The following is a 22,271-nucleotide window of genomic DNA, read 5'->3' as shown; positions in this document are numbered from 1 at the left end:
AATGCAGCCGTGAAGTGATGCGGGAATAGCTCAGTTGGTAGAGCACAACCTTGCCAAGGTTGGGGTCGCGAGTTCGAGTCTCGTTTCCCGCTCCAAATTAAAGCGACGTTATGTCGCTTTTTTTTCATTCGGCTGTGTGGCAGAGTGGTCATGCAGCGGCCTGCAAAGCCGTGTACGCCGGTTCGATTCCGGCCTCAGCCTCCAGATTGTCTCGGTAAACGCCCGGGTGGCGAAACAGGTAGACGCAAGGGACTTAAAATCCCTCGGAGCTTAAACTCCGTGCCGGTTCGATTCCGGCCCCGGGCACCACTCCTGCTTCAGTTGTTCGTTCGGTTCTTTGGCTCTTCGCCAAATCCGGGAGCACCTCAGTCATCCACAAAGCGCTCTAACTCTTAGTCTGTGATTTTCAAAATTTCCACACCCATAAGTCCTGCGGTTCCGCCCTGGAACTGTGGAGAGAAGCGGGGCAATGCTGCAAAGGTGAACCCAATACCTGCAATAGTTGACATTTAACACCTTCAGAGTACTATGGCTATCCTTCATTAAAAAGCGCAGAATGAGAATGTTATGAACAAGCGCACCTTTGCCTGGGTAGTCTGGGGACTTGCGGCGGGATTTTACCTGTCTGATTATCTGGCACGTGTGGCGCCGGGAGTCATGCACCGTTATTTGCAGATAGATTTTGGCATCAATGAGGCCGGGTTTGGGATTCTGGTAGCATCGTTTTATTTCCCATATATCTTGATGCAAATCCCCGTAGGGCTTGCCGTAGACCGCATGAGTGTGCGCAGGCTTCTGACGGTGATGTCGCTTTTTACGGCACTGGGCTGCTGTGTGTTTGGACTTGCGAGCACCCTGACGATTGCGGCTTTCGGGCGTATTATCATCGGTTTTAGTGCCGCGTTTGGGTTTGTTTCTGCCCTGCGCCTTGCTACGGCCTGGTTTCCACCGGAAATGCTTGGCCTTCTTTCGGGGCTGACGCAGGCGCTTGGCATGCTGGGTGCTGCTGCTGGTGAGGCACCAGTGTCGTTTCTTGTCAGCGCCATTGGCTGGCGGCATTCCATGCTGGTTATTGCGTCTCTGTTCATTCTGCTGGCCCTGCTGATTTATCGCTTTGTACAGGACCGTCCTGGACCCCGAGCCGTGGCTGTAGTTCATGAAGCACCGGGGATTCTTGGCAGTCTGCGCATGATTTTGTCAAGCCGGCTTGCCTGGATAAATGCCTTGTATGCCGGCTTTTTGTTTGTCCCATCCGCCGTCATCGGTGAATCCATAGGACCTGCGTATCTGCAGTTTGGACACGGAATAGATGCGCATGCTGCGGCGTTTGCTACCGGGTTGATTTTTATCGGCTGGGGCATTGGCGGGCCGCTGTCTGGCTGGCTCTCTGACCGCCTGGGACGCCGTCGCCCACTGATGATTGCCTCTGCGCTTTGCGGCATGGTGCTGAGTGCGCTTTTTGTCTTTATGCCCAATCTTGGTGAAGGGAGTGCGTATCTCTTATTTCTTTTATTTGGTCTGACCAATACGGGTGTGGCCATAGCGTATGCCGTGTCTACGGAAATTCATCCACGCGGAGTCATAGGCACTTCTATCGCCTTTACCAACATGATTTCAATTTTTGTTGGTGCACTGATGCAGCCTCTTGTAGGGCATCTTGTGGATATCTCCGCCGGTGCGCGTTCAATGAACCTTGAACAGCTTACGCTTGCCGATTTTCAGGCAGGACTCTGGCTGTTGCCTGTCTGTTCGGGAGTCGCTCTGCTGCTGTCATTCTGTGTGCGTGAAACGTTTTGCACACCGGTTCATGAAGAGAAGTCATGAATCGTCTTTGCACCTTTGGGGCACTCGTGCTTTAATGACAGACTCCGGACAGGTACCCTCGTAGATATACCGGGGTGGGGGTTGTGCCGGCGATCTATTTAACATGGAGAAAATAATGAAAAAAATCACAGGATTGGTGGTCGTACTGGCTGCGCTGATCCTCGGCGGATACTACGGTATGGGCGTCATGACGGAGCGCGCGCTTCGTAAAAACATCGATACCATCAACCGCACGGAAGGTGTTCACGCAGAACTCAGCGATTACCAGCGCGGATGGTTCCGCTCACACGCGAAGCTTGATTGGAAAGTGCGTGTGCCGCAGCAGGTGATTACCACAGAAAATGGCGAAACCACTACCATACCTGCAAAAGATTTTGACACCGCCATGCCACTGACTATCTGGCACGGCCCGGTTATTTTTGCCAATGGCCTGCACTTTGGGCTTGGATATGCGCAAAGCAGGCTGGAGTTACCGACTCAGCTCAAAGAGTCTTTTAAATCAACGTTCACGAGCGAATCCGTTGAACCGTCTCTGAACCTTGTTTTCTTTGTTGAATATACCGGTGCGACACGTGTAGACGGCGATGCTCCTGCATTTAGTCTCGTCACGACTGACAAGACTACCCGCATCGACTGGAAAGGCATGCAGACCGATTTGAAAATTACTGATGACGGGCGCGCACTCAAGGGTGGCTTTAGCGTAGCGGGTGCAGACATCAGCAATGACAGTAAAAAAGTTGAAATTGGCTCGGTTACCTCTCATTACACGCTGAACAAGAATGATTATGGCATGTATGTTGGTGAGGCAGATTTATCTTTTGAAAGTCTGCATGTTCTTGATGGCGATAAGAAGCTTGTCGATCTTGAATCGCTTGATTCTCGTTCAACGTCAGATGTTGCAGAGGGTGGCCTCTTTAACACGGGCCTCTCCATGTCCCTGCAAAAACTGACTATAAACGATAAAACGTTTGGTCCTGGTGCGTTTGAGCTGTCTCTGAAGAATCTTGATGCAGAAGTGCTGGCACGCATCAACGATAAGATTAAAAGTGCCCAGAATGGGGATGATGCTGCCAAACAACAGGCGCTGTTTGCGATTCTGCCAGAGTTGCCGAAGCTTCTTGGACGAGGTGCGGCCCTCAACCTTTCACAATTGCGCATGACCGTACCACAGGGCGTTATTGAGGGTAACCTGCTGATTGAGCTGCCAAAGGGAGATACCATCAATCCGCTGCAGCTGATGCAAAACATTTCAGGCAACGGCCGACTCAAATTACCGGCTGCTGTTTTGAAGGACGTACTGCGTCTTGGCAATCTGCAAAAACAGATGAAAGCGCAACAAGCGGCGGGAGAAGCACAAACTCAAGAAGCGGCACCTGCACCTGCCAATACCGCTGAATCAGTTGCTGCAGCTGCTACTACAGCGACAACAACACCTGTACCAGCTACTGAGCAAACGCCAGCGGCGGCACCGGCAGCGGCGCCGATGACAGCGGATGATCTTGCGCGTCAGGTTGAAGCCATGACCGATGCCCAGGTTGCCGGTATGGTCAAAGGTGGCCTTCTTGTGCAGCAGGGAAGTGACTTCGTTGTAGAATTGTCTTTGCAAAAAGGACAGTTCCAGGTGAACGGCAAGCCCTTTACGCCGTCCATGCTGCAATTCTGAGATTAGGAAGCGGGCGTGCTCAGGCACGCCCACAGATTAACCCCCATTGCAAGTAATACGTAGCATATGAAAGGGGTAATTTGGCGGTCTCTTACTGATTTTTATAACATTTTTTGTGGTCAATGCTTGTCAGGAATTGTCCATTTCGGTAAAATTTATCCTTTTGGGGAGGAGTTGAAAGCATGTCTACCATTAGCAGCCAGGTCGCTGATACAGCAACGTCACTGGCCGATAGTGTCACCCAATCCGTTCAGAAATATTTTTCCGAGCTCAAGGGTGCCGAGCCTGTCGATCTCTATCGTTTCGTGCTCGAAGAAGTTGAAACACCGTTGTTTCGCGCAGTGATGGAATACTGCAAGTACAATCAATCCCGAGCTGCCATAATCCTTGGTATCAGCCGTGGTACGCTGCGCACCAAACTGCGTCAGTACTTTGATGACAAATACGTTGGCACTCGCGATTAATTGTTTTACACAAATAAGCCCCGAATTTCGGGGCTTTTTTGTTTGAGTAAGAGCCTTGCTCCTGTCGCCGTTCTTAACTGCAGGCTGGTCTAAGCACAGTGCCGCCCGGCATCGGATGTCATATCAAGCATTCATTCCAGGGCATATCAGCCCAGGCTACTGTAAAGCCCTTAAATAAAGCATTGTATTTAATAGGTTTTTCTGTAGGCTGGGCTGAGCACAGCGAAGCCCGGCATCGGGTATCCCCAAAGGCTGGATGTTTTTTTTGCGCATCCTATCCCGCGCTTATCAGCGCAGGCTACGGTATTTTATAGATAAAACAAAAACTTATAGGTAGAAGCAGTCTCGAGCCAAAAATTGAAGGCAGTTAACATATTTCGAATAACGCATTGTATTTAATAGGTTTTTCTGTGGCTGGGCTGAGCACAGCGAAGCCCGGCATCGGGTATCCCCAAAGGCTGGATGTTTTTTTCGCGCATCCTATTTCGTGCTTATCAGCGCAGGCTGCGGTATTTTATAAATAAACAACCACTTATAGGTAGCAACAGTCTTGAGCCAAAAACTGAAGGCAGTTACCATATTTTGAATAAAGTATTGTATTTAATGAATTTTCTGTAGGCTGGGTTGAGCACAGCGAAGCTCGGCATCGGGTATCTTTTTATGCACCCCTTCCTCGGCTCATCAGCGCACAGGCTACAGGTTCGAATGAATGATATTTATAAATGAGGTTTTCTATTGCCGGGCTAAGCGTAGCATCACCCGGCAATAGAGACATACGGTTTTGCCGGGTATTAATCCTCAAACATGGAGCTGACGGACTCCTCCACGTTAACCCGCTTAATGGCCTGGGCCAGCATGTCAGCAAGGCTTACCAGACGTATTTTAGAGCAGTTGCGCGCTGCATCTGACAGAGGAATGGTGTCGGTAACAACCACCTCGTCAAGGGATGAATTTTCAATATTCTGAACCGCGGGTCCTGAGAGTACCGGGTGTGTAATATAGGCACGCACACTGACAGCCCCATTTTTCTTCAGCTGATAGGCAGCGGAGCAGAGGGTGCCTGCGGTATCAACAATATCATCGATGATGATACAGTTGCGCCCGGACGGCTCACCAATAATGTGCATGACTTCCGATTTGTTTGGACCGCTGCGACGTTTATCGATAATGGAAAGCTCGGCATCGTTAAGACGTTTTGCCATTGCGCGTGCACGTACCACACCACCCACATCAGGGGAAACCACCATCAGACGGTCAAGGTTTTGCGCACGAATATCCTCAAGCAGGATAGGGGTCGAATAGACGTTATCCACGGGCATGTAGAAAAATCCCTGGATTTGGTCGGCATGTAAATCAACGGTTAACACGCGGCAAATGCCTACAGAAGCCATCATATCGGCAATTACCTTGGCCGTTATCGGTACACGTGCGGAGCGTACGCGACGGTCCTGACGGGCATAGCCAAAATAGGGCACAACAGCGGTGATGCGACTCGCTGATGAGCGGCGCAGCGCATCGGACATGATGAGCAGCTCCATCAGATTGTCGTTTGAAGGAGCGCAGGTGGATTGCACCACGAATACATCCTTTCCGCGAACGTTTTCAAGAATTTCCACCATGGTTTCACCGTCACTGAACGTGCCAACAGTGGCTTTTCCAAGGGGGATTTGCAAATGGGAGGCTATTTTGTGCGCAAGATCAGGATTGGCATTCCCGGTGAAGATCATCATTGTCGACATGTGTATCAGGTCCTCTGGGATAAGATAACGCTGCTGGTTATAGAACAGTATCTCACAATCCCTTGCAGAATTCCCTGTTTTGAGTCACTCACATCTCGCAGACTCTAAACACATGGCAGAAGACAGCCAGCAAGATATTATTGTTTTTTGAGCGATCCGGTGAACGCATCCTTACCGGTTATCTTCTGCCGTCTGTTTACTTGTTATACGTATAACAAGAAATTGGCTGGGGTGCTAGGATTCGAACCTAGGTATGCAGGGATCAAAACCCTGTGCCTTACCGCTTGGCGACACCCCAAGTGTGCTGTTGATTCTTTTACATTTTTTGATGACTACGACACTTAAGCGTCGTGTGAGCGTATTCTGCCGTCATTAAACGCAGATGTCAATACATCTCTTAGGGATGTTTACAGGATAAGGCATGTGCTTTGACTTTCCTCATCTGCATCAAATGGTTCGATATCCTGAGAAACACTGGAAGCTGCACGTCCTTCAAGACTTTGACATATTAAATCAGCGCTGTATGTTTTTCTTTCGGTAATGGTGTACGTACTAAGCGTGCCTCTGCTGTTAATCTCGCAGGCATCGCACCCAAAGAGAACTGTGATTTTACCAGTTAGGCCAACGTTTTGAAGTAATGGGGCGTATTTTCCGCTAATAACTGCCATATCTGCTCGAATTGAGGAAGTTCTGTCCTTTCCTCCGGGCGATGCAATTATAACGGAGACCAGTGAGAGATCAGTTTCTTTTCTGAGTTGAGAGGCTATCCACTGGTACCGGGTTTCTGGCAGACCTGTAGAGGTAACGTGGCAGATTATGGCTTTTTCGGATCCGCTGAATGTTTTGAATGAAAAAATATACAAGCAGCAGGTAATCACTGGAGCCGCCATGAGTGTTATCACATGAGGGCTTTCGCGATTAATTACTAAACCTCCTATACCTTGTTCAGGGATAATCAGCGTTTTAGTCTCTGATGGCTTTTCAAACGTAAGACGCCCGCCCTCGTCAATCCGTTCGCCACTCGCTCTGAACATATGGTAATTCTCCCAGGTTAGGGCAACTTTTGTGTATGGGCCTGCCGGGATGTTTACCGGTGGTCTGCGCACTGTAATTTTTATCTTAACTGGAAATATCCAGCTGCCGATTGCCAGCAGACTGAATTAACTGTAAAGCGATTTAACAAAGCCCCGCAAGCGTTTATGCGCAGTTTGTTATAAAAAAGAGTATGCTGTTTACATGTTTTTGTACTCGTTGTATGTATTTTCTCTATGCGCCAGCGATTGCGACAATTCCTGTAAGGCTTTTTCTGTTTGTGAACGTATACCAAAAAAGCGCATGAAAAAACCGGTTCCATAACGGTATTCTTTAACCTCAGCTGCCTGCGAGGCCACTTGAATAATGTCTTTGAGTTGGTTCAGTTGCTCAACGGTAGTGGTGTAACCGAGGTTCTTAATTTGAGACATTCGCTCTTCGAGATATTGGCGTTTTGCATCGACATGCGTGTTGGTATGACAAACCTTGAAAACTTTCAGGGCCATTTTTCGTAGATCGTTTGCTTTTTCTGTGGAATAAATGGTTCCCTCACCGAGGTAATAATGAAATTTTCTGCCTTCAACCATTTTTATACCGAAAATTGGAGCAGAAATGCTTCCCTCCGGTGCTTTTATCAAAATATGCTGATGTCCAAGCTGGTGTAATTCTTCAAGCAATTGCACCGAGAAAGACTCTCTGAAAGCTGTTTTCTGTCCGGACGAGCAGGCAATCATGCTGATTTTAATGGGTTTATCAGCGGTAGGATTTGCCTCTACCCGTCTAAAAAGGTCGTTAAGATGTGCAGCCATATCATGCGCTGTAATTGTAAAATCCAGTTCATTGGTTGTTTCAAGTGAACGCAGATAATTCATTCCCGCATCACAATGTCCTGCAATATAGATTTTCAATTCAGTGGTGGTATCTAAGAGTTCACTAAAAGAACGGCGGGACTCGTTGTCTTTGAAATAACTTGTATGGAGATTATTCTGGAGCGGTACAGACTCTCTAAACCAAAACGGCGACCTTAAATTTGCTCTAAAAATTGATTGAATGCCTCGATGCTGATCGCGAGTCGTATACTTTGATGCAAGCGTTTCGTATAAATCGCGGATGTGCCTCAGGAACCAGTGATCTCCGACTCTAATAATCCAGGTACGACGTTTCATCATTAATCTCTTTATGTATCTCATTCGTAGACAGCAGTTTACCGGAACAATATTAAACCAACATTAAGGCCGTTTGCGTTACCGGAATCTCCGCATCAATGCGGGATAGATGCACATTTGTGCCAGATTTTTACAGCGCTTACTAAAAGGGTGAGCATTATCACTATCTCTCATGCGGCCTAATTAAGAAGTGCACCTTCAGAAAAATTACGCTATAATCCGCGTAAATTTAAAACATTTTGGCGTGTCATGCTTCTATCACACACCTTGCTGGCGGTTTTTGTAGCGCTTGTCTGGGGAATCAACTTTCTGTTTGTCGGTATTGCCCTTGAAAGCTTTCCGCCGCTCTTTTTGTGCGCGGTGCGTTTTCTGCTGGCAAGTGTTCCGGCGCTCTTTTTTATTCGCCCGCCGAGTGCGCCGTGGCACAAGGTTGTGGTGTACGGACTTGTCATGTTTGCGCTGCAGTTTTCATTGATTTTCATCGGCATGAGTGTCGGCATGCCGTCTGGCATGGCATCTCTACTAATGCAGGTTCAGGTGTTTTTTAGTCTGTTTTTTGCCGCCGCCTTTCTTCATGAGCGCCCGGGACCCTGGCAGATTATCGGTGCAATAGTCGCTTTTTGCGGCATAGCCCTGGTGGCGCTGCATCTTGATGCGCACGTAACGCCACTGGGCTTTATCTGCATTCTCGCAGGAGCCGCCACCTGGGGCCTTGGCAACCTGCTTGGCAAAGGACTCGCACGGGTTAACATGATTGCACTGGTTATCTGGGGCAGTGCTGCGGCGTGCGTGCCCATGTTTGGCCTGTCTCTCCTACTCGAGGGGCCTCAGCGCATCAGCGAGACCTATGCGTTGCTTGATTGGAGCGGTATCAGCGCGCTGCTTTACATTGTGTATGTTTCTACGTGGGTGGGGTATGGCGCCTGGAACTTCCTGCTCGCCCGATATCCCGTGGGCATGGTTGTGCCCTTTACCCTGCTTGTGCCACTGGTGGGGATGATGAGCTCTGTGTTAATACTCGGTGAACCGATGTACCGCTGGAAGTGGATTGCCGCGTTCCTTGTGCTCGGGGGGCTTGGTATCCACCTCCTCGGGCCCAGATTGTTCCCTCTGAGAGGGCGGTCAGCGGCTTTGGGATAGAGAAAAAAAGCACCTGCTCGGGTTTAGGTGCTCCTGAGATGTCTTATATCGGCAGCATTTAAGCCTTTTTAGCACCGGTCTCTGGCTTTTTAACGGCTTCCCTGCTGATTGAGAGCATGGTTTTTTCCAGAATATCAAAAGTCTGTTGCATGTAATCCAGAGCCTTCTGTCCATTGGCAAGAGCGACTTCAAGATTTTTTTGCAGCAGCTCAGCCGGCTCCTTGATGCCCGCAAAATCCTGTGGCTTGACCATGGAAAGGCCCTGCAGGGTTTTGATGTTCAGCTCGGCTATTGCCTGAAACGGTTCATGAATTTTTTTCATCAGGGTTTCATACTGCTCGTAATAGGGTTTGCTCATGGCTATCTCCAGTTATGTTGCAATGCACAATTACAGTATTGTTCGACTTTTATCCATTGTCAAGTCAGGATATGTCTGTATTTCATGAAATGTGCTGCAGCGCATCATTTTTTAGGAACTTGACCTGCAATACTTTCCCAGAATGTAAGCCATTCAGCAAGCGGCGCTTTCCACGCTTCCGTAAATTCATCAGCGGTTGATCCAGTGGTCCTGTTTGAGTGAAGCAGGGGCTCCAGCGCCTGCAGCGATTGATTGAGAGAGGCCTGCACGGACTGCGCCAGCGGATGGTGTAGAAGTCGTATCAACTGGCGCAGCAGTTCAGGGTGCAGGAGCCGCGTGCCGCCTGACTGCATTTCCATAAGAATCTGTAAAAGGACGTTGCTGGTCAGGTCTTCACCTGTTTTGGCATCAATCACCGTAAACGCCAGACCATCAATGACATACGCACGCAGCGTATCCATGGTGATATAGCGGCTTTTGGTCAGGTCGTAGAGCCTGCGGTTTGGGTATTTTCGAATCTCTCGGGTCATAGTGTCCTACATGTATTGGCCGCCGTTCACATCAAGATTGGCACCGGTAATAAAGGCCGATTCACGTGATGCCAGAAACGCTACGGCATGCGCGACATCTGCAGGTGTACCAAGATGCCCCTCAGGGATATGTGCCACAATATCGCGAATCACCTCTTCACGCACCTCTTCGAGCATGGCGGTTTTAATATATCCTGGAGAAACGGTATTAACGGTCACGCCCTGGGCCGCTACTTCCTGGGCAAGACTTTTGGTAAAACCATACAGTGCCGCCTTGCTTGCCGCGTAATTACACTGCCCGCGCTGTCCTTTGCGACCGTTAATCGAGGAAATGCTCACGATGCGCCCGTAGCCCGATTTCAGCATAAACGGCAGCGCATTGCGGGTCATGTTGAACACACCGTCAAGATTAGTACTCAGCACGCCACGCCATTGCTCAGGTGTCATTTTTTTGAGGGAGGCATCCATGGTAATACCGGCGTTGTTAACCAGCACATCAAGGCGGCCATAACGTTCAGCGACCAGATTACAAAGTTTCTCGCAGTCTTCAAAGACCGTAACATCACCGTAGAGGATATCTACATTAAAACCCGCCTCATGCTGTGCTTCCTGCCAGCGTTTTGCCGCATCATGGCGGCTGCTTCCACAATAGCAGGCGATAACCTGATGGTGGGGGGCAAAACGTTGACAGATGGCGGTTCCAATGCCGCCGGTGCCTCCGGTAACCACAACCACATCACGTTCCATGACTTTCTCCTGTTCATCCATGATTAAATAGAGGTTAAAAAGCGGTGTTTGTCAATGCGTATCTATTCACCACATTTTGAATGCTTTTCGGTGAACGTGGTGAATGATTACGTCAATGCAAAAAAAACCGGGCATAAGCCCGGTTTTAGAAATAGGATGGTTCAGGCGATGGCCGATTGCGGCACGAAAGCGCGCAGACGCTCAGCAAACTGGCGCAGCACCTCAAGGCCAGATTCTTCAGCCTGTCTACACCATTGTTGAAGCGCGTCCACCAGTTCCTTTTGCGAGCTGGCAGTTTTTAACCAGATGCTTTGCAGCGACTGACGATAATCATAGACAACGCGCAGTTGTTCGCAGCACTCCAGTAAAGCCTTGAGCCGATTATGGGCTGTTGGCGAGAGCAGGCTGTCTTCGCGTCGCAGCAGGCCTGCGGCACGCTGGAAGCGTTTTTTCACAGCAGGATTTTCTGCCGCTACGCGCTTCTCCTGACGCAGAATGGGACGCACTACATGTTTGTAGTAATACGACATCACCTGGAAGCGGTTGCCGATAACGGCACGAACCGTGTCGAGGTCAACATGACGTTTGCCTTCGCTGATGGCAAGTTTCGGCGGCAGTTTTCGTACTTTTGCAAGACCCACGAGGGAGAGCAGGCGAATATAAAACCAGCCAAGATCGAACTCCCACCATTTTACAGAGAATTTGGCGGATGAAGCGAAGGTATGATGGTTATTGTGCAGTTCTTCGCCGCCAATCCAGAAACCCCAGGGGATAATATTGGTCGAGGTATCGCGGCATTCATAATTGCGATAGCCCCAGTAATGACCAATGCCGTTGACCACGCCGGCGGCCCAGAGCGGAATCCAGATCATCTGAATGGCCCAGATGCTGATGCCGGGCAGTCCAAAAAGTATGATATCGGCCAAAAACATCAGGAGGATGCCTTTTGCGGAATGGCGCGAATAGAGGTTGCGTTCAATCCAGTCATTCGGGGTACCGTGAGAATATTTTTCAACCATTTCACGGTCTTTGGATGCGGCCCGGTAGAGTTCGGCGCCTTCCCAGAATACTTTACGAATGCCCATAACTACTGGACTGTGAGGGTCTCCCTCGACATCGGTATTGGCATGGTGTTTACGGTGAATAGCCACCCACTCAGCCGTAACCATGCCGGTAGTCAGCCAGAGCCAGAAGCGAAAGAAATGGCTGACAATCGGGTGCAGACTCAATGCACGGTGGGACTGGCAGCGGTGGAGGTAAAGTGTCACCGCAGCAATGGTAATCTGGGTAAGGATGATGCCTGCAAGCACATATCCCCAAAAAGAAAGGTTTAATACGCCAAAAATCATGGATACTCCACTTCAGGTTAATACGATTGGCGCTCCAGGTCACCGTCCATTTCAAGCAGAAGCGAACCCGTTCCACCGCACAAAAACGCCTGTTTGGACGGAAGAGCCAGTGATATCATACCATACTTTATAGAGTAGCACATTGCAGGATTCGCTGTTGTGGACGATAATTTTGCAAAGAGACTCATCAAAGGAATACAAAAATGAACGATAAACTGCAGGCGATTCTAAACAGTGTCTTTCCTTTTATGATAGCGGGTGTCGGAATTGCCATGGCTATCGCCGTGCTGATTTTTTTCTACAACGTGATTATCTGGGGGGTCTTGATAGGAGCCGTGCTTTGGGCCGGGGTGTTTATCAAAAACCTGTTGATGCCTGAAGCCCTGAATACTCCAAAGTCCCGTTCAAAGGGACGCATAATCGAGCATGAAAAGGATTAGCGCGAGAGCGCGTACCTTCACGTGAACGTCTGCGTGCCCGTTTGCGTTACCGATACAGTGAAAACCTATGAAAGCCATGAAAATGTCTGGTGTACAGTAGTACGGGTTCTGCTGCCACGGTTTTGTGGCAGTCAATTGACCATGATGTTATGCTAAGCGACGTTTTATGAAGAGGCTTACGCATGAAGGTATCAAGGCTGCGTTCCTGTAGAATCATTCTGCTCTCGGCATATGTGACCGCGATGACCAGTATTCGCGCGGTGTTTATGCGCCTTTCAGGACGCATTAACCGCGTTTGGGTGGATAACGCCATCCGCGCCTGGATAAACCGTCTCCTGGAGCTTGTTGACGTCAACTGCAGGGTGGTCAATCCGCATAATGTCAAACCGCAGGCGGGCCAGGCAACGATTATCATGTGTAACCATACGAGTCTTTATGACATCCCTTTAAGCTATCGGGTGTTTCCTGAGCACTCCATTCGCATGCTTTCAAAGAAAGAGCTGTCGCGTATCCCGGTGCTTGGGAAGGGCATGACCGCCGCGGAATTTCCTTTTGTTGACCGTAAAAATCGCCATCAGGCAATTCGCGATCTGGAGTCTGTTCGCAAGCTGATGGAGAGCGGCATTGTGGTGTGGATTGCGCCTGAGGGCACCCGCTCACCCGATGGCAGACTCGGAACCTTCAAGAAGGGAGCGTTTATCACCGCCATTGAGGCAGGAGCTACGATTATTCCGATTGGCATACGTGGCGCGAGCCGCATTCTGCCTGCCCGTACCCTGCAGTTTAACGTAGGCGAAACCGCTGAAGTGCATGTGGGGCAGCCGATTGATGCCAGTCAATACACGCTTGCCGAGCGCGATGCTCTGGTAGAGCGTGTGCGCGGCGAGATGCTGAAACTGGTTGGCGAATAAACGGAGTGCCTGACATGGCGCGTCTCAGGGGCGCTGCTCCTGAAGCGCTTTTACCACGCACGCCGGCACAAATGGTGAAACATCCCCGTCTAATGCAGCAATTTCGCGTACCAGTGTTGATGAAATGAACATTTGCTCTTCCGAGGGTGTGAGAAACAGCGTTTCAATGCTTTTGCAGAGTTTACGATTCATGCCGGCGAGTTGAAACTCATACTCAAAGTCGCTGACGGCACGAAGCCCGCGCAGGATAACACTGGCTTTCTGGTCGCGCACGAAGTCGATCAGCAGGCAGTCAAAACCAGTTACAGAGACACCCGGCAGATGACCGATGGCCTCCTGTACCAGCGCGATGCGTTTGTCGAGTGCAAGACAGGGTTTTTTTGCGCGGTTGCTGGCAATAGCTACCACGACTTCAGGAAACAGCCTGGCTGCCCGCCGGATGATATCGAGGTGGCCGTTGGTGACAGGGTCGAAGGTTCCGGGATAAATGGCTTTAATATTCATGGACTGGCGCACCGTTTGCATGAAACCAGAGTCTACCCTATTGTAGGGCTTTGTATCAACGTGAAATGCGGACATGCTCTGTACATTAACCACCAGGAGAGCTTACATGCGAATTGCGAGACCCCTTACACTCGTGGCAGCGATAGCGATAGCGATAGCGCTTGCAGCCTGCGCCCCGCGCGTTCCAACCTCAGAAACGACTCCCAATGCCCTTGATGCAACAACGGAAAAACGTTCCGAGGCCGAGGCGCCTGAGGGGGCACAAAGCCGCGCGCCTGCGCGTGATGGCGCAACACTGTCAGCCTTTGAAATTAATGGCGCAATGGCTGCTCGTAACGGCAAAAAAGGGTGGTCCGCTTCGGTAAACTGGGTGCAGCGCGGTCCGGCTGATTACCAGATTCGGCTGATGGGGCCACTGGGCGGCGGTACCGTTATCATTACCCGCGCCGGTGGTCTGGTGACCCTGCAGGATGGTCGTAAAAAAGTCAGTGATAAAAACGCCGATGCCCTTCTGGCGCGTGAAACCGGGGTCCGCCTGCCAGTGCCAAATCTTTATTACTGGGTCAGGGGATTACCAGCACCTGGAGCGGTACATGATAAGCGCTATGACGCCGCGCATCACCTTGTTTTCCTGCAGCAGGCAGGTTACACGATAGAATATAAAAATTTCACGACCGTCAATGGAGTGGATGTGCCTCTCAAAATGCAGCTGATTGGACACGGACTGGTGGTGAAGCTTGCGGTGCGTCGCTGGAGTGGGCGTTAAGCGTATGGCGCCCCCGTTTGAACGTTTCGGGGGCGCGGGTGAAGGTTTAAAGCGTGCATTTGCTCGTTTGAATGCCTACTTTGTCAAATGCCAGTTTGACCATGGCGGCATTCATGTTCAGGTCTTTTGCCGCACGACGCACTCCACAGGCCGCACTTTCAAAGCTGCTTGTCGGGGTCCAGTACACCATGTTCGCACGCAGCATCAGCTTATAGGCTTCCCGCACGCCCATCGACTTTGACAACAGGTAAAATGCCTTGTTGAAAATGCCGCTCGCGGTGTGCACGATATAACTCTGGCGCTGGTTATAGTCCGGGTAGTAAATACGGGCTTTCAGCATCAGTCGAGACCACGTGATACCGCAGCTTTCGCCGGATTTTTTAGCAAGTGTTGCGTCCACGCAGTCTGCTGAATCGCCGTCTTTCGAGGGCTTGTCCATGTAGCGCAGTGCGGCACCACCACTGCCTTTCATCACCGATTCGCCAATGGTCCAGGTCAGTGCGTTCGGAGTAACATGGGTTTTATTATAAAACGCAGGATTGGTTTGGAGCAGGAAGGCGCGCGCCGCCATGCCGGCCATGTCCGACATGGATTCATTCAAGGCACCTGGCTGGTCGTGGTATTCAAGACCGGCGTGCTGCTCGGTAAATCCGTGTGTAGCCTCATGCCCAACGATGTCAAGTGACGTCAGCGGGTAGAGCGCATCGCCATCGCCAAACGTCAGGGTTTTGCTGTCCCAGAAAGCGTTATCGTATTTTTCGCCGAAGTGCACCCGCGTGATGAGCTGCATGAAACTGCCATCGGGTTTTTGCAGCGCATGCAGTCCGTACCAGTTTTTATACATGTCAACAACGGTGTTGGCAAAATAGTAGGCATCATTGCCCGGAGAAAACGCGCCGTTCACGCGGTCTTCAGTATTTTGTCCGCAGGGGTAAGAAAAGGCGCCGAGGATTTTGCCGTCTTCATCCCATTCATGATTCAGCCGGACAAGACGCACAAGGGCGTTATCCATGGTGCACTGAGCGCCGCTGCTCGGGACATCAAGAGTGGGGTTCGCATCCAGTCCATACCAGTATCCCTTGACTTTTTCATTGCCACCAGGACCGCTTTCCGCGATGGTCTGCAGGTTGTTCCAGGCATTGAGCACCTCTCCATTCTGTGCGTCAATCACCACTCTGGCGATGGCACGCAGACCGCTCGTGTCTGTGGTTTCAAAGGTGACAAGCCACGTCAGGCGCGGAGTGTTATCATCAGTCATGCGGATTTGCAGGCTTGCCGCTTCTGCACGGGTGTTTCGAGGTGTCTCCCCGGCAAACCAGGCGGCTTTGGCAAGTGTCTTCGCACGAGATTGTGAGACAGAAGCGCGCGTCTCAAGTGAAATCGCGTTAACAAGAAGCCCGTTTGCAACAGCGGCACGCGCGTTTGCTGCCTCTCTAACGGCAACCTGCGCGCCCACAACGGGAATGCCTCGGAAATATTGCTGATAGCGGCGAATAAGCGCGCCATCCAGCCGGGTTTGCCCGACTTCCTGCAGGGTGTTTTCTCCTGTACTGGAAGGCGTAACAGAGGCTTTTGGTGAAAGCTTCACGAGGTTGAAGCCATCGAGTGCACTAAGCGGTGTCTGGTAAAGCTCCTGAAGGCTCGCAGCCATGGCGGAATGCGCCAGTGTGAGTGTCAGGCTGAACAGGATTTTTTTATACATGATACCATCCGTTGGAAGTGGGACTTCATCCTCGCACATGCAATAAATCTGATCAAGAGGGCTTGTTTTTGTTTCGCATCCGGGAGATGCTGTTATTGTAAACCGCATACAGGAGGCGTGATGACTGGAATCTCTGTTAAGGCGTTTTTTATCGCCTTTACCGTCTTTATCGTAACGGACATGATTTGGCTTGTCTGGATTGCCAAAAATCTCTACATTTCGCATTATCGTCCATGGCTTCGCCTCTCAGGCGACAATCTTCAGCCGATATGGTGGGCGGCACTGTTCATCTATGTGCTCTTTGCACTGGCAATGGTGTTTTTCATTCTTCCTCTTGCCGGTTCCTCCGTGCTGGCCGCAGTTGGATATGGTGCGCTTCTCGGAGCTATTGTTTATGGCGTATATGACTTCACCTGCCTTGCCATTTTCAAGGATTTTCCCGTAGGCATGGCCTTTTTTGACTGGGCGTGGGGAACGGTACTGTTTGCCTTTGCATCAGCCGTAACATGGCATTTCTCCCATTACGCATAGAGACTGTTGTTATAGGTTGTGGCCAGAGTCTAAGACAGGCCGGATTTTTTTAGAACGCAGGTTCCTGGTGCGCTGCCGAGGCTTTTTAGCGGTAATGCATCGAAAACGGGCGCTTTTTTGCTGCTGCCAGAGTGGGCTTTAAGCCATTTAAGCCATTCAGGCCACCAGGAACCTTCAAAACGCTCAGCTGCATCCAGCCATTTATCGGCAGCTTTGGGGATATTCGGGTTGACGCAGTAGTGGTATTTGTTGCTCGCCGGCGGATTGATAATGCCGGCAATATGGCCTGAGCCCCCCAGTAAAAACTGTTTGTCGCCACCGATTTTTTGAAAGCCTTTCCAAACGGAGCGCCATGGCGCGATGTGGTCTTTTTCCGTTGCGACAAAAAACGCAGGTATGGTGATGGCGCCGATGTTTAGCGCTCGCCCGTTACAGCGGATTTTTCCGGGTTTTACGAGGTCGTTATGCAGGTACATCCAGCGCAGGTACTGCGAATGCATTTTCGCCGGCATGTTGGTGGAATCGGCATTCCAGTATAGGATATCAAAGGGCACCTGTGCACGACCCTGAAGGTAGTTTTTAATAAAAAACGACCAGACGAGGTCGTTCGCGCGCAGCGAGTTGAATGCCTGCGCCATGAGGCGCCCGTCCAGAAAGCCTTTGGACTGCATGTCGGCTTCCAGTTTTTCAAGCAGTGCATCATCAATGTAAACACCGATGTCACCAGGCTCGCTAAAATCTATCAGAGTGGCAAGAAAGGTTGCTGATGCGACGGGAGCCGTATCGCCTGCTGCAAGCCAGGCAAGCGTCATGGCGAGCAGCGTGCCGCCGATGCAAAAACCCAGCGTATTAACGGTTTCGCATCCCATCTGTTCACGCACCACCTCAATGGCGCGCAGTGAACCGTTTTGCAGATAATCACACATGGCGGTATTGGCCAGTTCAGACCCTGGATTGACCCATGAAATGGTGAATACCGTTATCCCTTTACTGACCAGCCAGCCGATAAACGAATTATGAGCGCTTAAATCGAGCACATAGTATTTGTTTATCCATGGCGGAACAATCAGGAGCGGAATGGTGCGGGTGCGCGGGGTTTTTGCCGTGTACTGAATGATTTCCATCAGTTCATTGCGATAAATAACCTCACCCTCCGTTGCGGCAATATTCTTACCCACCGTAAAGGCGCGCATGTCGGTCATGCGCATCACAAGGCTTGCGGAATCGCGGTCTATATCCTCAAGAAAATTTTGCAATCCGCGCAGCAGATTTAAACCGCGGCTGTGCACGGTTTCTGCGAACAGCTTCGGGTTGGTCGCAGGAAAGTTCGCAGGCGAGAGGGCATCGAGATACTGGCGCACAAAAAACCGCAGTTTATGCGCCATTTTCACATCCTGTATCGGCAGCTTTTCTACGAGCCGAACCGCGTGCTCGCTCGCCAGCAGATAAAACTGTGCCAGCACGCTGAAAAAAGGATTTTCCTGCCACTCTTCTGAACTGAAACGCGGGTCATCCAGCGGCAGAGACTGACCCTGCATCCAGAGTTCGCACTGTTTTTGCCAGAGTGTTGTGGCATCACTCCAGAAAGCGGCCTGGCGGCTCAGGATATCAGCCGGGTTCATGGCCAGCATGCCGGAGAGGGTTTGCAGGTTATTACCAAACGTCATCCATGGATCAAGACTCTCTGCGAGCATCGCTGGATTTTTTTGAAAATGCGCGAGCAGGCGCAGGCTTTCTTCTGCAATCTGATGCAGCAGGGTGGCAAGTTCGTCGTGCTGGGTCATCCGTTGTCCCGATACGAGGATTTTAACCAGTGTAGACCCTTGTGGGACATACGGGCAAGAAGCTCTCGGTGTTGAGGCGCAATTGCGTTATAATTTTCCTTTTACCGCGTTTTAGGCCAGGGAATGCGTTTACAGCAGATTAAGCTTACAGGTTTTAAATCGTTTGTGGACACCACGGTTATTCCTTTTCCCGGCCAGCTTGTTGGCGTACTGGGTCCAAACGGCTGCGGAAAATCCAACGTCATTGATGCCGTGCGCTGGGTTCTTGGAGAAAGCTCTGCCAAAAACCTGCGCGGCGAGTCGATGGCGGATGTTATTTTCAACGGCTCCACCAACCGTCGGGCATCGGGACAGGCGTCAGTGGAGCTTGTGTTTGATAATAGTGGCGCAACGCTCCCGGGGCCTTTTGGCGCTTATCGCGAAATTTCGGTGCGCCGCGTGGTAACGCGTGATGGAGAGTCGGGTTATTTTCTGAATGGCACACGGTGTCGGCGGCGTGATATCACGGATTTATTTCTAGGTACGGGTGCTGGCGCACGCGGGTATTCGATTATCGGGCAGGGGACGGTCTCGAAAATTGTCGAGGCGCGCCCGGAAGAACTGCGCGCATACCTTGAGGAAGCTGCCGGGGTATCTCGCTACCGCGACCGGCGCCGGGAAACGGTGCAGCGCATGGAGCAGGCCCGAGAAAACCTCGAACGGGTGGCACTTCTTCGTGAAGAACTGGATAAACAGCTCGCGCGTCTCGAGCGTCAGGCAAAAACTGCGGAACGGTTTCGCACCCTGAAAGCACGTGAGCGCGTCTGTAAAACAGGACTGCTTCTCGTGCGCCGCGATACGCTGTCAGCGCAGCGTGACGGTCTCCACCGGACCCTTCGATCGCTGGAAGATACCCGCAGTACCCAAGAAGCGCTTCACGCACGCCTTACGGCGGAAGCACTGGCCTGTCGCTACAGGATGGAATCCAGGGCCCGCACCGTCACGGAGCTGCAGGAGCAGTGCTACCGACTCGGTACGGAAATTGCCCGCCTTGAGGAACAGCGTGCTCAGGCGCTGCGAGCCCGTGAACAGCTTCTAGAGGAACAGCTGCGCCTTAAAGAAGTCTGGCAGCAGGCGCATGACCGGTATATGCTCGCCGGAGAAACCCTTACAACCCGCGAAGCGCAGTCGCAGGTACTGGCAGCGGAGCTTGAAACGCTGCGCGCTCGCCTTGATGACGCACGCACAACGCTTGATGCCCGCCGACAGGCACTGGAAGATACTGAGGCGCGCCTTGAAAGTGCGCGCTCAAACCTCTCGAATGCGCGTCAGCAGCATCAGCTGAGCCTTGTGCGTGCGGAAAATCTTAAAGCCCGCCTTGAAGACGGAGAACGTCGTCTTGCCAAAAATCAGGCAGCACTCGACGGCCTGGCCGAGAGCGACTCTGACGCGGCCTTTTTGGCGCTCCTCGGTGAGCGTGATGCAAAGATTCAGGATGAAGAAGCGGCAGCGGCTCAACACGCGCGGGCTTTAGCCCGTGTGCAGGAGGCGCGCGAGGCGTTGATGCGCCTCGGCCATGAAAAGGCACAGGCCCAAAAAGCGTTTGCAGAAGATAATGCGCAACTCGTGTCACTGCGTGCCGTGCAACAATCAGCCGGAAGCGCTGCGTCCATCAGTCCTCCTGAAAGCGTTGCCCATCTGCCTCAGCTCATGGCGTCTCTGAAGGTAGAAGATGCCTGGCAGACGGCCTGTGAGCATGTGTTTGCAGACGCCCTTCATGCGTATGTGGTTCAGGATGTCGGGAGTGTGACGGTTGAGAGCGATACGCCGCTTGCGCTGCTGGAAGTGCGCGTGCCGGCGGACCGTACCCCGCGTTTTCCTTCACTGCTTCAAAAAATGCACGGCGCTGTGCCGTGCTGGCTCCATGCACCAGAATACATATATACCGTTGACTCGCTGGAGGAGGCGCGCCGGATGCAGCCTGAACTGTTTCCTCATGAGTCTGTCATTACCCCGGATGGTGCCTGGCTTGGGAATGGCTGGATACAGGTTCCGGGCAGGGCGCGCACCATGGAAGAGGGCGTGCTTGCCCGTCAGGCGCGTATCGACCTCCTTGCCGTTGTGGTCAGCGAAAAAGAAAACACGCTCATGCGTCTTCAGACAGAGGACGCAACGTGGCGTGAGTGTCTGCAAACCGCGGAGCAGGAAGAACGAGAGGCTGCACGCCTGCAGTCAGAAGCGGTCAGGGCCGTATTTGATGCGCAGAGCGCGCTGTCGCGTTTCGAGCAGCAGCGTGAAGCCCTCAAGACGGAGCGTGCGCGCCTTGTAGCTGAACGCGATGAGTGGAATGCGGCGCGAGAGGAACTTACTCTGCAGATGAAAGACGCCGCGGCCATCAGCCTTGAGGCACGCGAACTGGAAGCGGAATATCTGCTGACAGTTGAGTCGATTGAAGAAGAGCGGCGAGCGGCGGAGGGCGCGCATCGCGCGGTACTGATTGCACTCGAGGAACTGCGGGAAGAGGTGCACGAGAGCGGGCGTCGGTTTGACCGTCTGCAGGCAGAGGCCTCTGAGGCGCGCCGTACCATGGAGCGGGAAGCGCAGACCCGTACGTCGCTTGAAAACAGCCTTGAAGACATTGCCGAAGCGCTGGCCTCTGCCGAGTCGCCGGGTGTGGATATGCACGAGGCGCTGCAGGAGAAAATCAGCCGGCACGCAGAATATGAAGCATTGCGTGAGTCAGCCAACACGGAACTTGACACGCTGCGTGAGCAGTTTACGACCCTGGAGGCTGAAGCCCGGCTTGAAGACGAAAAAATTAAAAAGTCCGCGGCACAACAGGTCGAGCTGCAGCTGCAGGAGCAGACGCTTGCCGTGCGCCTGCAGACCCTTGCGGAATCGCTTGCACAATTCGGTCCTGAAGCGCCTGAATTTTCTCAAGAGACAGAGGCACCTGCAACGGAAGCCGCGTGTGAAGAGGAGCTTTTGGTCCTTGCAGACGCGATTCGCCGTCTTGGCGCGATTAACCTTGCTGCCATCGAAGAATATGAGACGGAGCGCGTACGCCGTGATGCGCTGAATGCGCAGCACGAAGACCTTTCCAGTGCGCTGGCAACCCTTGAAGAAGCGATTGCAAAGCTTGATGCCGAAACAAAAGTGCGCTTTCAGGAAACCTTTGACGCGGTCAATACCGCCTTTCAGGCACTTTTTCCGCGCCTCTTTGGCGGTGGACGTGCCACTTTATCGTTAACGTGTGATAACCTGTTGGAAGCGGGTGTCATGGTCCTCGCTCAGCCGCCCGGAAAACGCAACAGTACCATTCACCTGTTGTCGGGAGGCGAGAAGGCGATGACTGCAGTCGCGCTGATTTTTGCGATTTTTCAGTTAAATCCGTCACCGTTTTGCATGCTGGATGAAGTGGATGCACCGCTTGATGATGTCAACGTGGGAAGGTTTTGTGATTTGGTGCGGGAAATGTCACAATTCGTACAGTTCCTCTTTATTACCCATAACCGGGTAACAATGGAACTGGCAGAAAATTTGATAGGGGTAACCATGCGTGAGCCAGGTGTTTCGCGCGTGGTTGCAGTGGATGTTGAACAGGCCCTGACTTTTTGCGAGGCATGAGTCGGGCACTTGGCG

General features: G+C 51.7%; 19 protein-coding genes and 4 tRNA genes. 12 read left to right on the top strand and 11 right to left on the bottom strand.

What is annotated here, in order from left to right:
• Positions 1-19: 19 nt before the first annotated feature.
• The 6 genes from E4T54_RS04250 to E4T54_RS04225 all read left to right on the top strand — a co-directional run bounded on the left by E4T54_RS04250 (position 20) and on the right by E4T54_RS04225 (position 3,951).
• Positions 20-95: transfer RNA gene (locus E4T54_RS04250), tRNA-Gly, on the top strand.
• Between the two features lie 35 nt (positions 96-130).
• Positions 131-204, top strand: a tRNA-Cys gene (locus tag E4T54_RS04245).
• Positions 205-220: 16 nt separating this feature from the next.
• Positions 221-309 (top strand) — tRNA-Leu (locus tag E4T54_RS04240).
• A 258-nt stretch (positions 310-567) separates the two neighbouring features.
• A complete protein-coding gene (locus tag E4T54_RS04235; RefSeq protein WP_028386094.1) occupies positions 568-1,824 on the top strand; it encodes an MFS transporter in 1,257 nt (418 codons plus the stop codon).
• 115 nt (positions 1,825-1,939) lie between these two features.
• Entirely contained in the window at positions 1,940-3,487 is a 1,548-nt protein-coding gene (locus tag E4T54_RS04230) for a YdgA family protein (protein WP_028386093.1), read from the top strand.
• Between the two features lie 182 nt (positions 3,488-3,669).
• Positions 3,670-3,951, top strand: coding sequence for a helix-turn-helix domain-containing protein (locus E4T54_RS04225; RefSeq protein WP_028386092.1), 282 nt, complete (start codon positions 3,670-3,672; stop codon positions 3,949-3,951).
• Between the two features lie 791 nt (positions 3,952-4,742).
• On the opposite strand, the gene E4T54_RS04220 is transcribed toward E4T54_RS04225, so the two are convergent.
• From E4T54_RS04220 to E4T54_RS04205, 4 genes are all read right to left on the bottom strand, one after another.
• Positions 4,743-5,690, bottom strand: coding sequence for a ribose-phosphate pyrophosphokinase (locus tag E4T54_RS04220; RefSeq protein ID WP_028386091.1), 948 nt, complete (start codon positions 5,688-5,690; stop codon positions 4,743-4,745).
• Between the two features lie 223 nt (positions 5,691-5,913).
• Positions 5,914-5,988, bottom strand: a tRNA-Gln gene (locus E4T54_RS04215).
• Positions 5,989-6,097: 109 nt separating this feature from the next.
• Entirely contained in the window at positions 6,098-6,796 is a 699-nt protein-coding gene (locus tag E4T54_RS04210; protein WP_135100393.1) for a hypothetical protein, read from the bottom strand.
• A gap of 126 nt (positions 6,797-6,922) precedes the next feature.
• Positions 6,923-7,891, bottom strand: a complete 969-nt coding sequence (locus tag E4T54_RS04205) for a hypothetical protein (RefSeq protein ID WP_135100392.1) — start codon at positions 7,889-7,891, stop codon at positions 6,923-6,925.
• Positions 7,892-8,137: 246 nt separating this feature from the next.
• On the opposite strand from E4T54_RS04205, the gene E4T54_RS04200 reads away from it, so the two are divergent.
• Positions 8,138-9,028: an EamA family transporter gene (locus tag E4T54_RS04200; RefSeq protein WP_028386088.1), complete on the top strand. Its 891-nt coding sequence runs from the start codon at positions 8,138-8,140 to the stop codon at positions 9,026-9,028.
• 58 nt (positions 9,029-9,086) lie between these two features.
• Here the strand turns inward: E4T54_RS04200 and E4T54_RS04195 are convergent, their stop codons facing one another.
• From E4T54_RS04195 to E4T54_RS04180, 4 genes are all read right to left on the bottom strand, one after another.
• Positions 9,087-9,386 (bottom strand): phasin family protein, encoded by a 300-nt coding sequence (locus tag E4T54_RS04195; RefSeq protein ID WP_028386087.1) that lies wholly within the window; start codon positions 9,384-9,386, stop codon positions 9,087-9,089.
• Positions 9,387-9,490: 104 nt separating this feature from the next.
• Positions 9,491-9,916, bottom strand: coding sequence for a polyhydroxyalkanoate synthesis regulator DNA-binding domain-containing protein (locus E4T54_RS04190; protein WP_028386086.1), 426 nt, complete (start codon positions 9,914-9,916; stop codon positions 9,491-9,493).
• A 6-nt stretch (positions 9,917-9,922) separates the two neighbouring features.
• Complete coding sequence (gene phbB, locus E4T54_RS04185) at positions 9,923-10,663, bottom strand: acetoacetyl-CoA reductase (protein ID WP_028386085.1); 741 nt, start codon at positions 10,661-10,663, stop codon at positions 9,923-9,925.
• A 161-nt stretch (positions 10,664-10,824) separates the two neighbouring features.
• A complete protein-coding gene (locus tag E4T54_RS04180; protein ID WP_028386084.1) occupies positions 10,825-12,012 on the bottom strand; it encodes a DesA family fatty acid desaturase in 1,188 nt (395 codons plus the stop codon).
• A gap of 203 nt (positions 12,013-12,215) precedes the next feature.
• On the opposite strand from E4T54_RS04180, the gene E4T54_RS04175 reads away from it, so the two are divergent.
• Both E4T54_RS04175 and E4T54_RS04170 read left to right on the top strand, forming a co-directional pair.
• Positions 12,216-12,452, top strand: a complete 237-nt coding sequence (locus tag E4T54_RS04175; RefSeq protein WP_028386083.1) for a hypothetical protein — start codon at positions 12,216-12,218, stop codon at positions 12,450-12,452.
• A gap of 182 nt (positions 12,453-12,634) precedes the next feature.
• Entirely contained in the window at positions 12,635-13,363 is a 729-nt protein-coding gene (locus E4T54_RS04170; RefSeq protein ID WP_028386082.1) for a lysophospholipid acyltransferase family protein, read from the top strand.
• A gap of 24 nt (positions 13,364-13,387) precedes the next feature.
• Here E4T54_RS04170 and coaD read toward each other — a convergent pair whose 3' ends face one another.
• Positions 13,388-13,888 carry a pantetheine-phosphate adenylyltransferase gene (coaD, locus tag E4T54_RS04165; RefSeq protein WP_028386081.1) on the bottom strand — a complete coding sequence of 167 codons (501 nt, stop codon included), beginning with the start codon at positions 13,886-13,888 and terminating at the stop codon, positions 13,388-13,390.
• Between the two features lie 85 nt (positions 13,889-13,973).
• Between coaD and lolB the strand changes: the two genes are divergently transcribed.
• Positions 13,974-14,633, top strand: a complete 660-nt coding sequence (lolB, locus tag E4T54_RS04160) for a lipoprotein insertase outer membrane protein LolB (RefSeq protein ID WP_028386080.1) — start codon at positions 13,974-13,976, stop codon at positions 14,631-14,633.
• Positions 14,634-14,679: 46 nt separating this feature from the next.
• Here the strand turns inward: lolB and E4T54_RS04155 are convergent, their stop codons facing one another.
• Positions 14,680-16,335, bottom strand: a complete 1,656-nt coding sequence (locus tag E4T54_RS04155) for a M4 family metallopeptidase (RefSeq protein WP_028386079.1) — start codon at positions 16,333-16,335, stop codon at positions 14,680-14,682.
• A 120-nt stretch (positions 16,336-16,455) separates the two neighbouring features.
• Here E4T54_RS04155 and E4T54_RS04150 point away from each other — a divergent pair, with 120 nt between their 5' ends.
• Positions 16,456-16,866: a DUF2177 family protein gene (locus E4T54_RS04150; RefSeq protein WP_028386078.1), complete on the top strand. Its 411-nt coding sequence runs from the start codon at positions 16,456-16,458 to the stop codon at positions 16,864-16,866.
• Between the two features lie 29 nt (positions 16,867-16,895).
• Here the strand turns inward: E4T54_RS04150 and E4T54_RS04145 are convergent, their stop codons facing one another.
• Positions 16,896-18,650 carry a PHA/PHB synthase family protein gene (locus E4T54_RS04145; protein ID WP_028386077.1) on the bottom strand — a complete coding sequence of 585 codons (1,755 nt, stop codon included), beginning with the start codon at positions 18,648-18,650 and terminating at the stop codon, positions 16,896-16,898.
• Between the two features lie 123 nt (positions 18,651-18,773).
• Here E4T54_RS04145 and smc point away from each other — a divergent pair, with 123 nt between their 5' ends.
• The gene (gene smc, locus E4T54_RS04140) at positions 18,774-22,256 is read left to right on the top strand and encodes a chromosome segregation protein SMC (RefSeq protein ID WP_028386076.1); all 3,483 of its coding nucleotides are present in this window, start codon (positions 18,774-18,776) and stop codon (positions 22,254-22,256) included.
• Positions 22,257-22,271: the final 15 nt, after the last annotated feature.

Source organism: Legionella geestiana, assembly GCF_004571195.1.
GTDB classification, from domain to species: Bacteria; Pseudomonadota; Gammaproteobacteria; order Legionellales; family Legionellaceae; genus Legionella_B; species Legionella_B geestiana.
The sequence above is the reverse complement of the archived record's forward strand: the minus strand, read 5'-3'. Positions and strand labels throughout refer to the sequence as shown.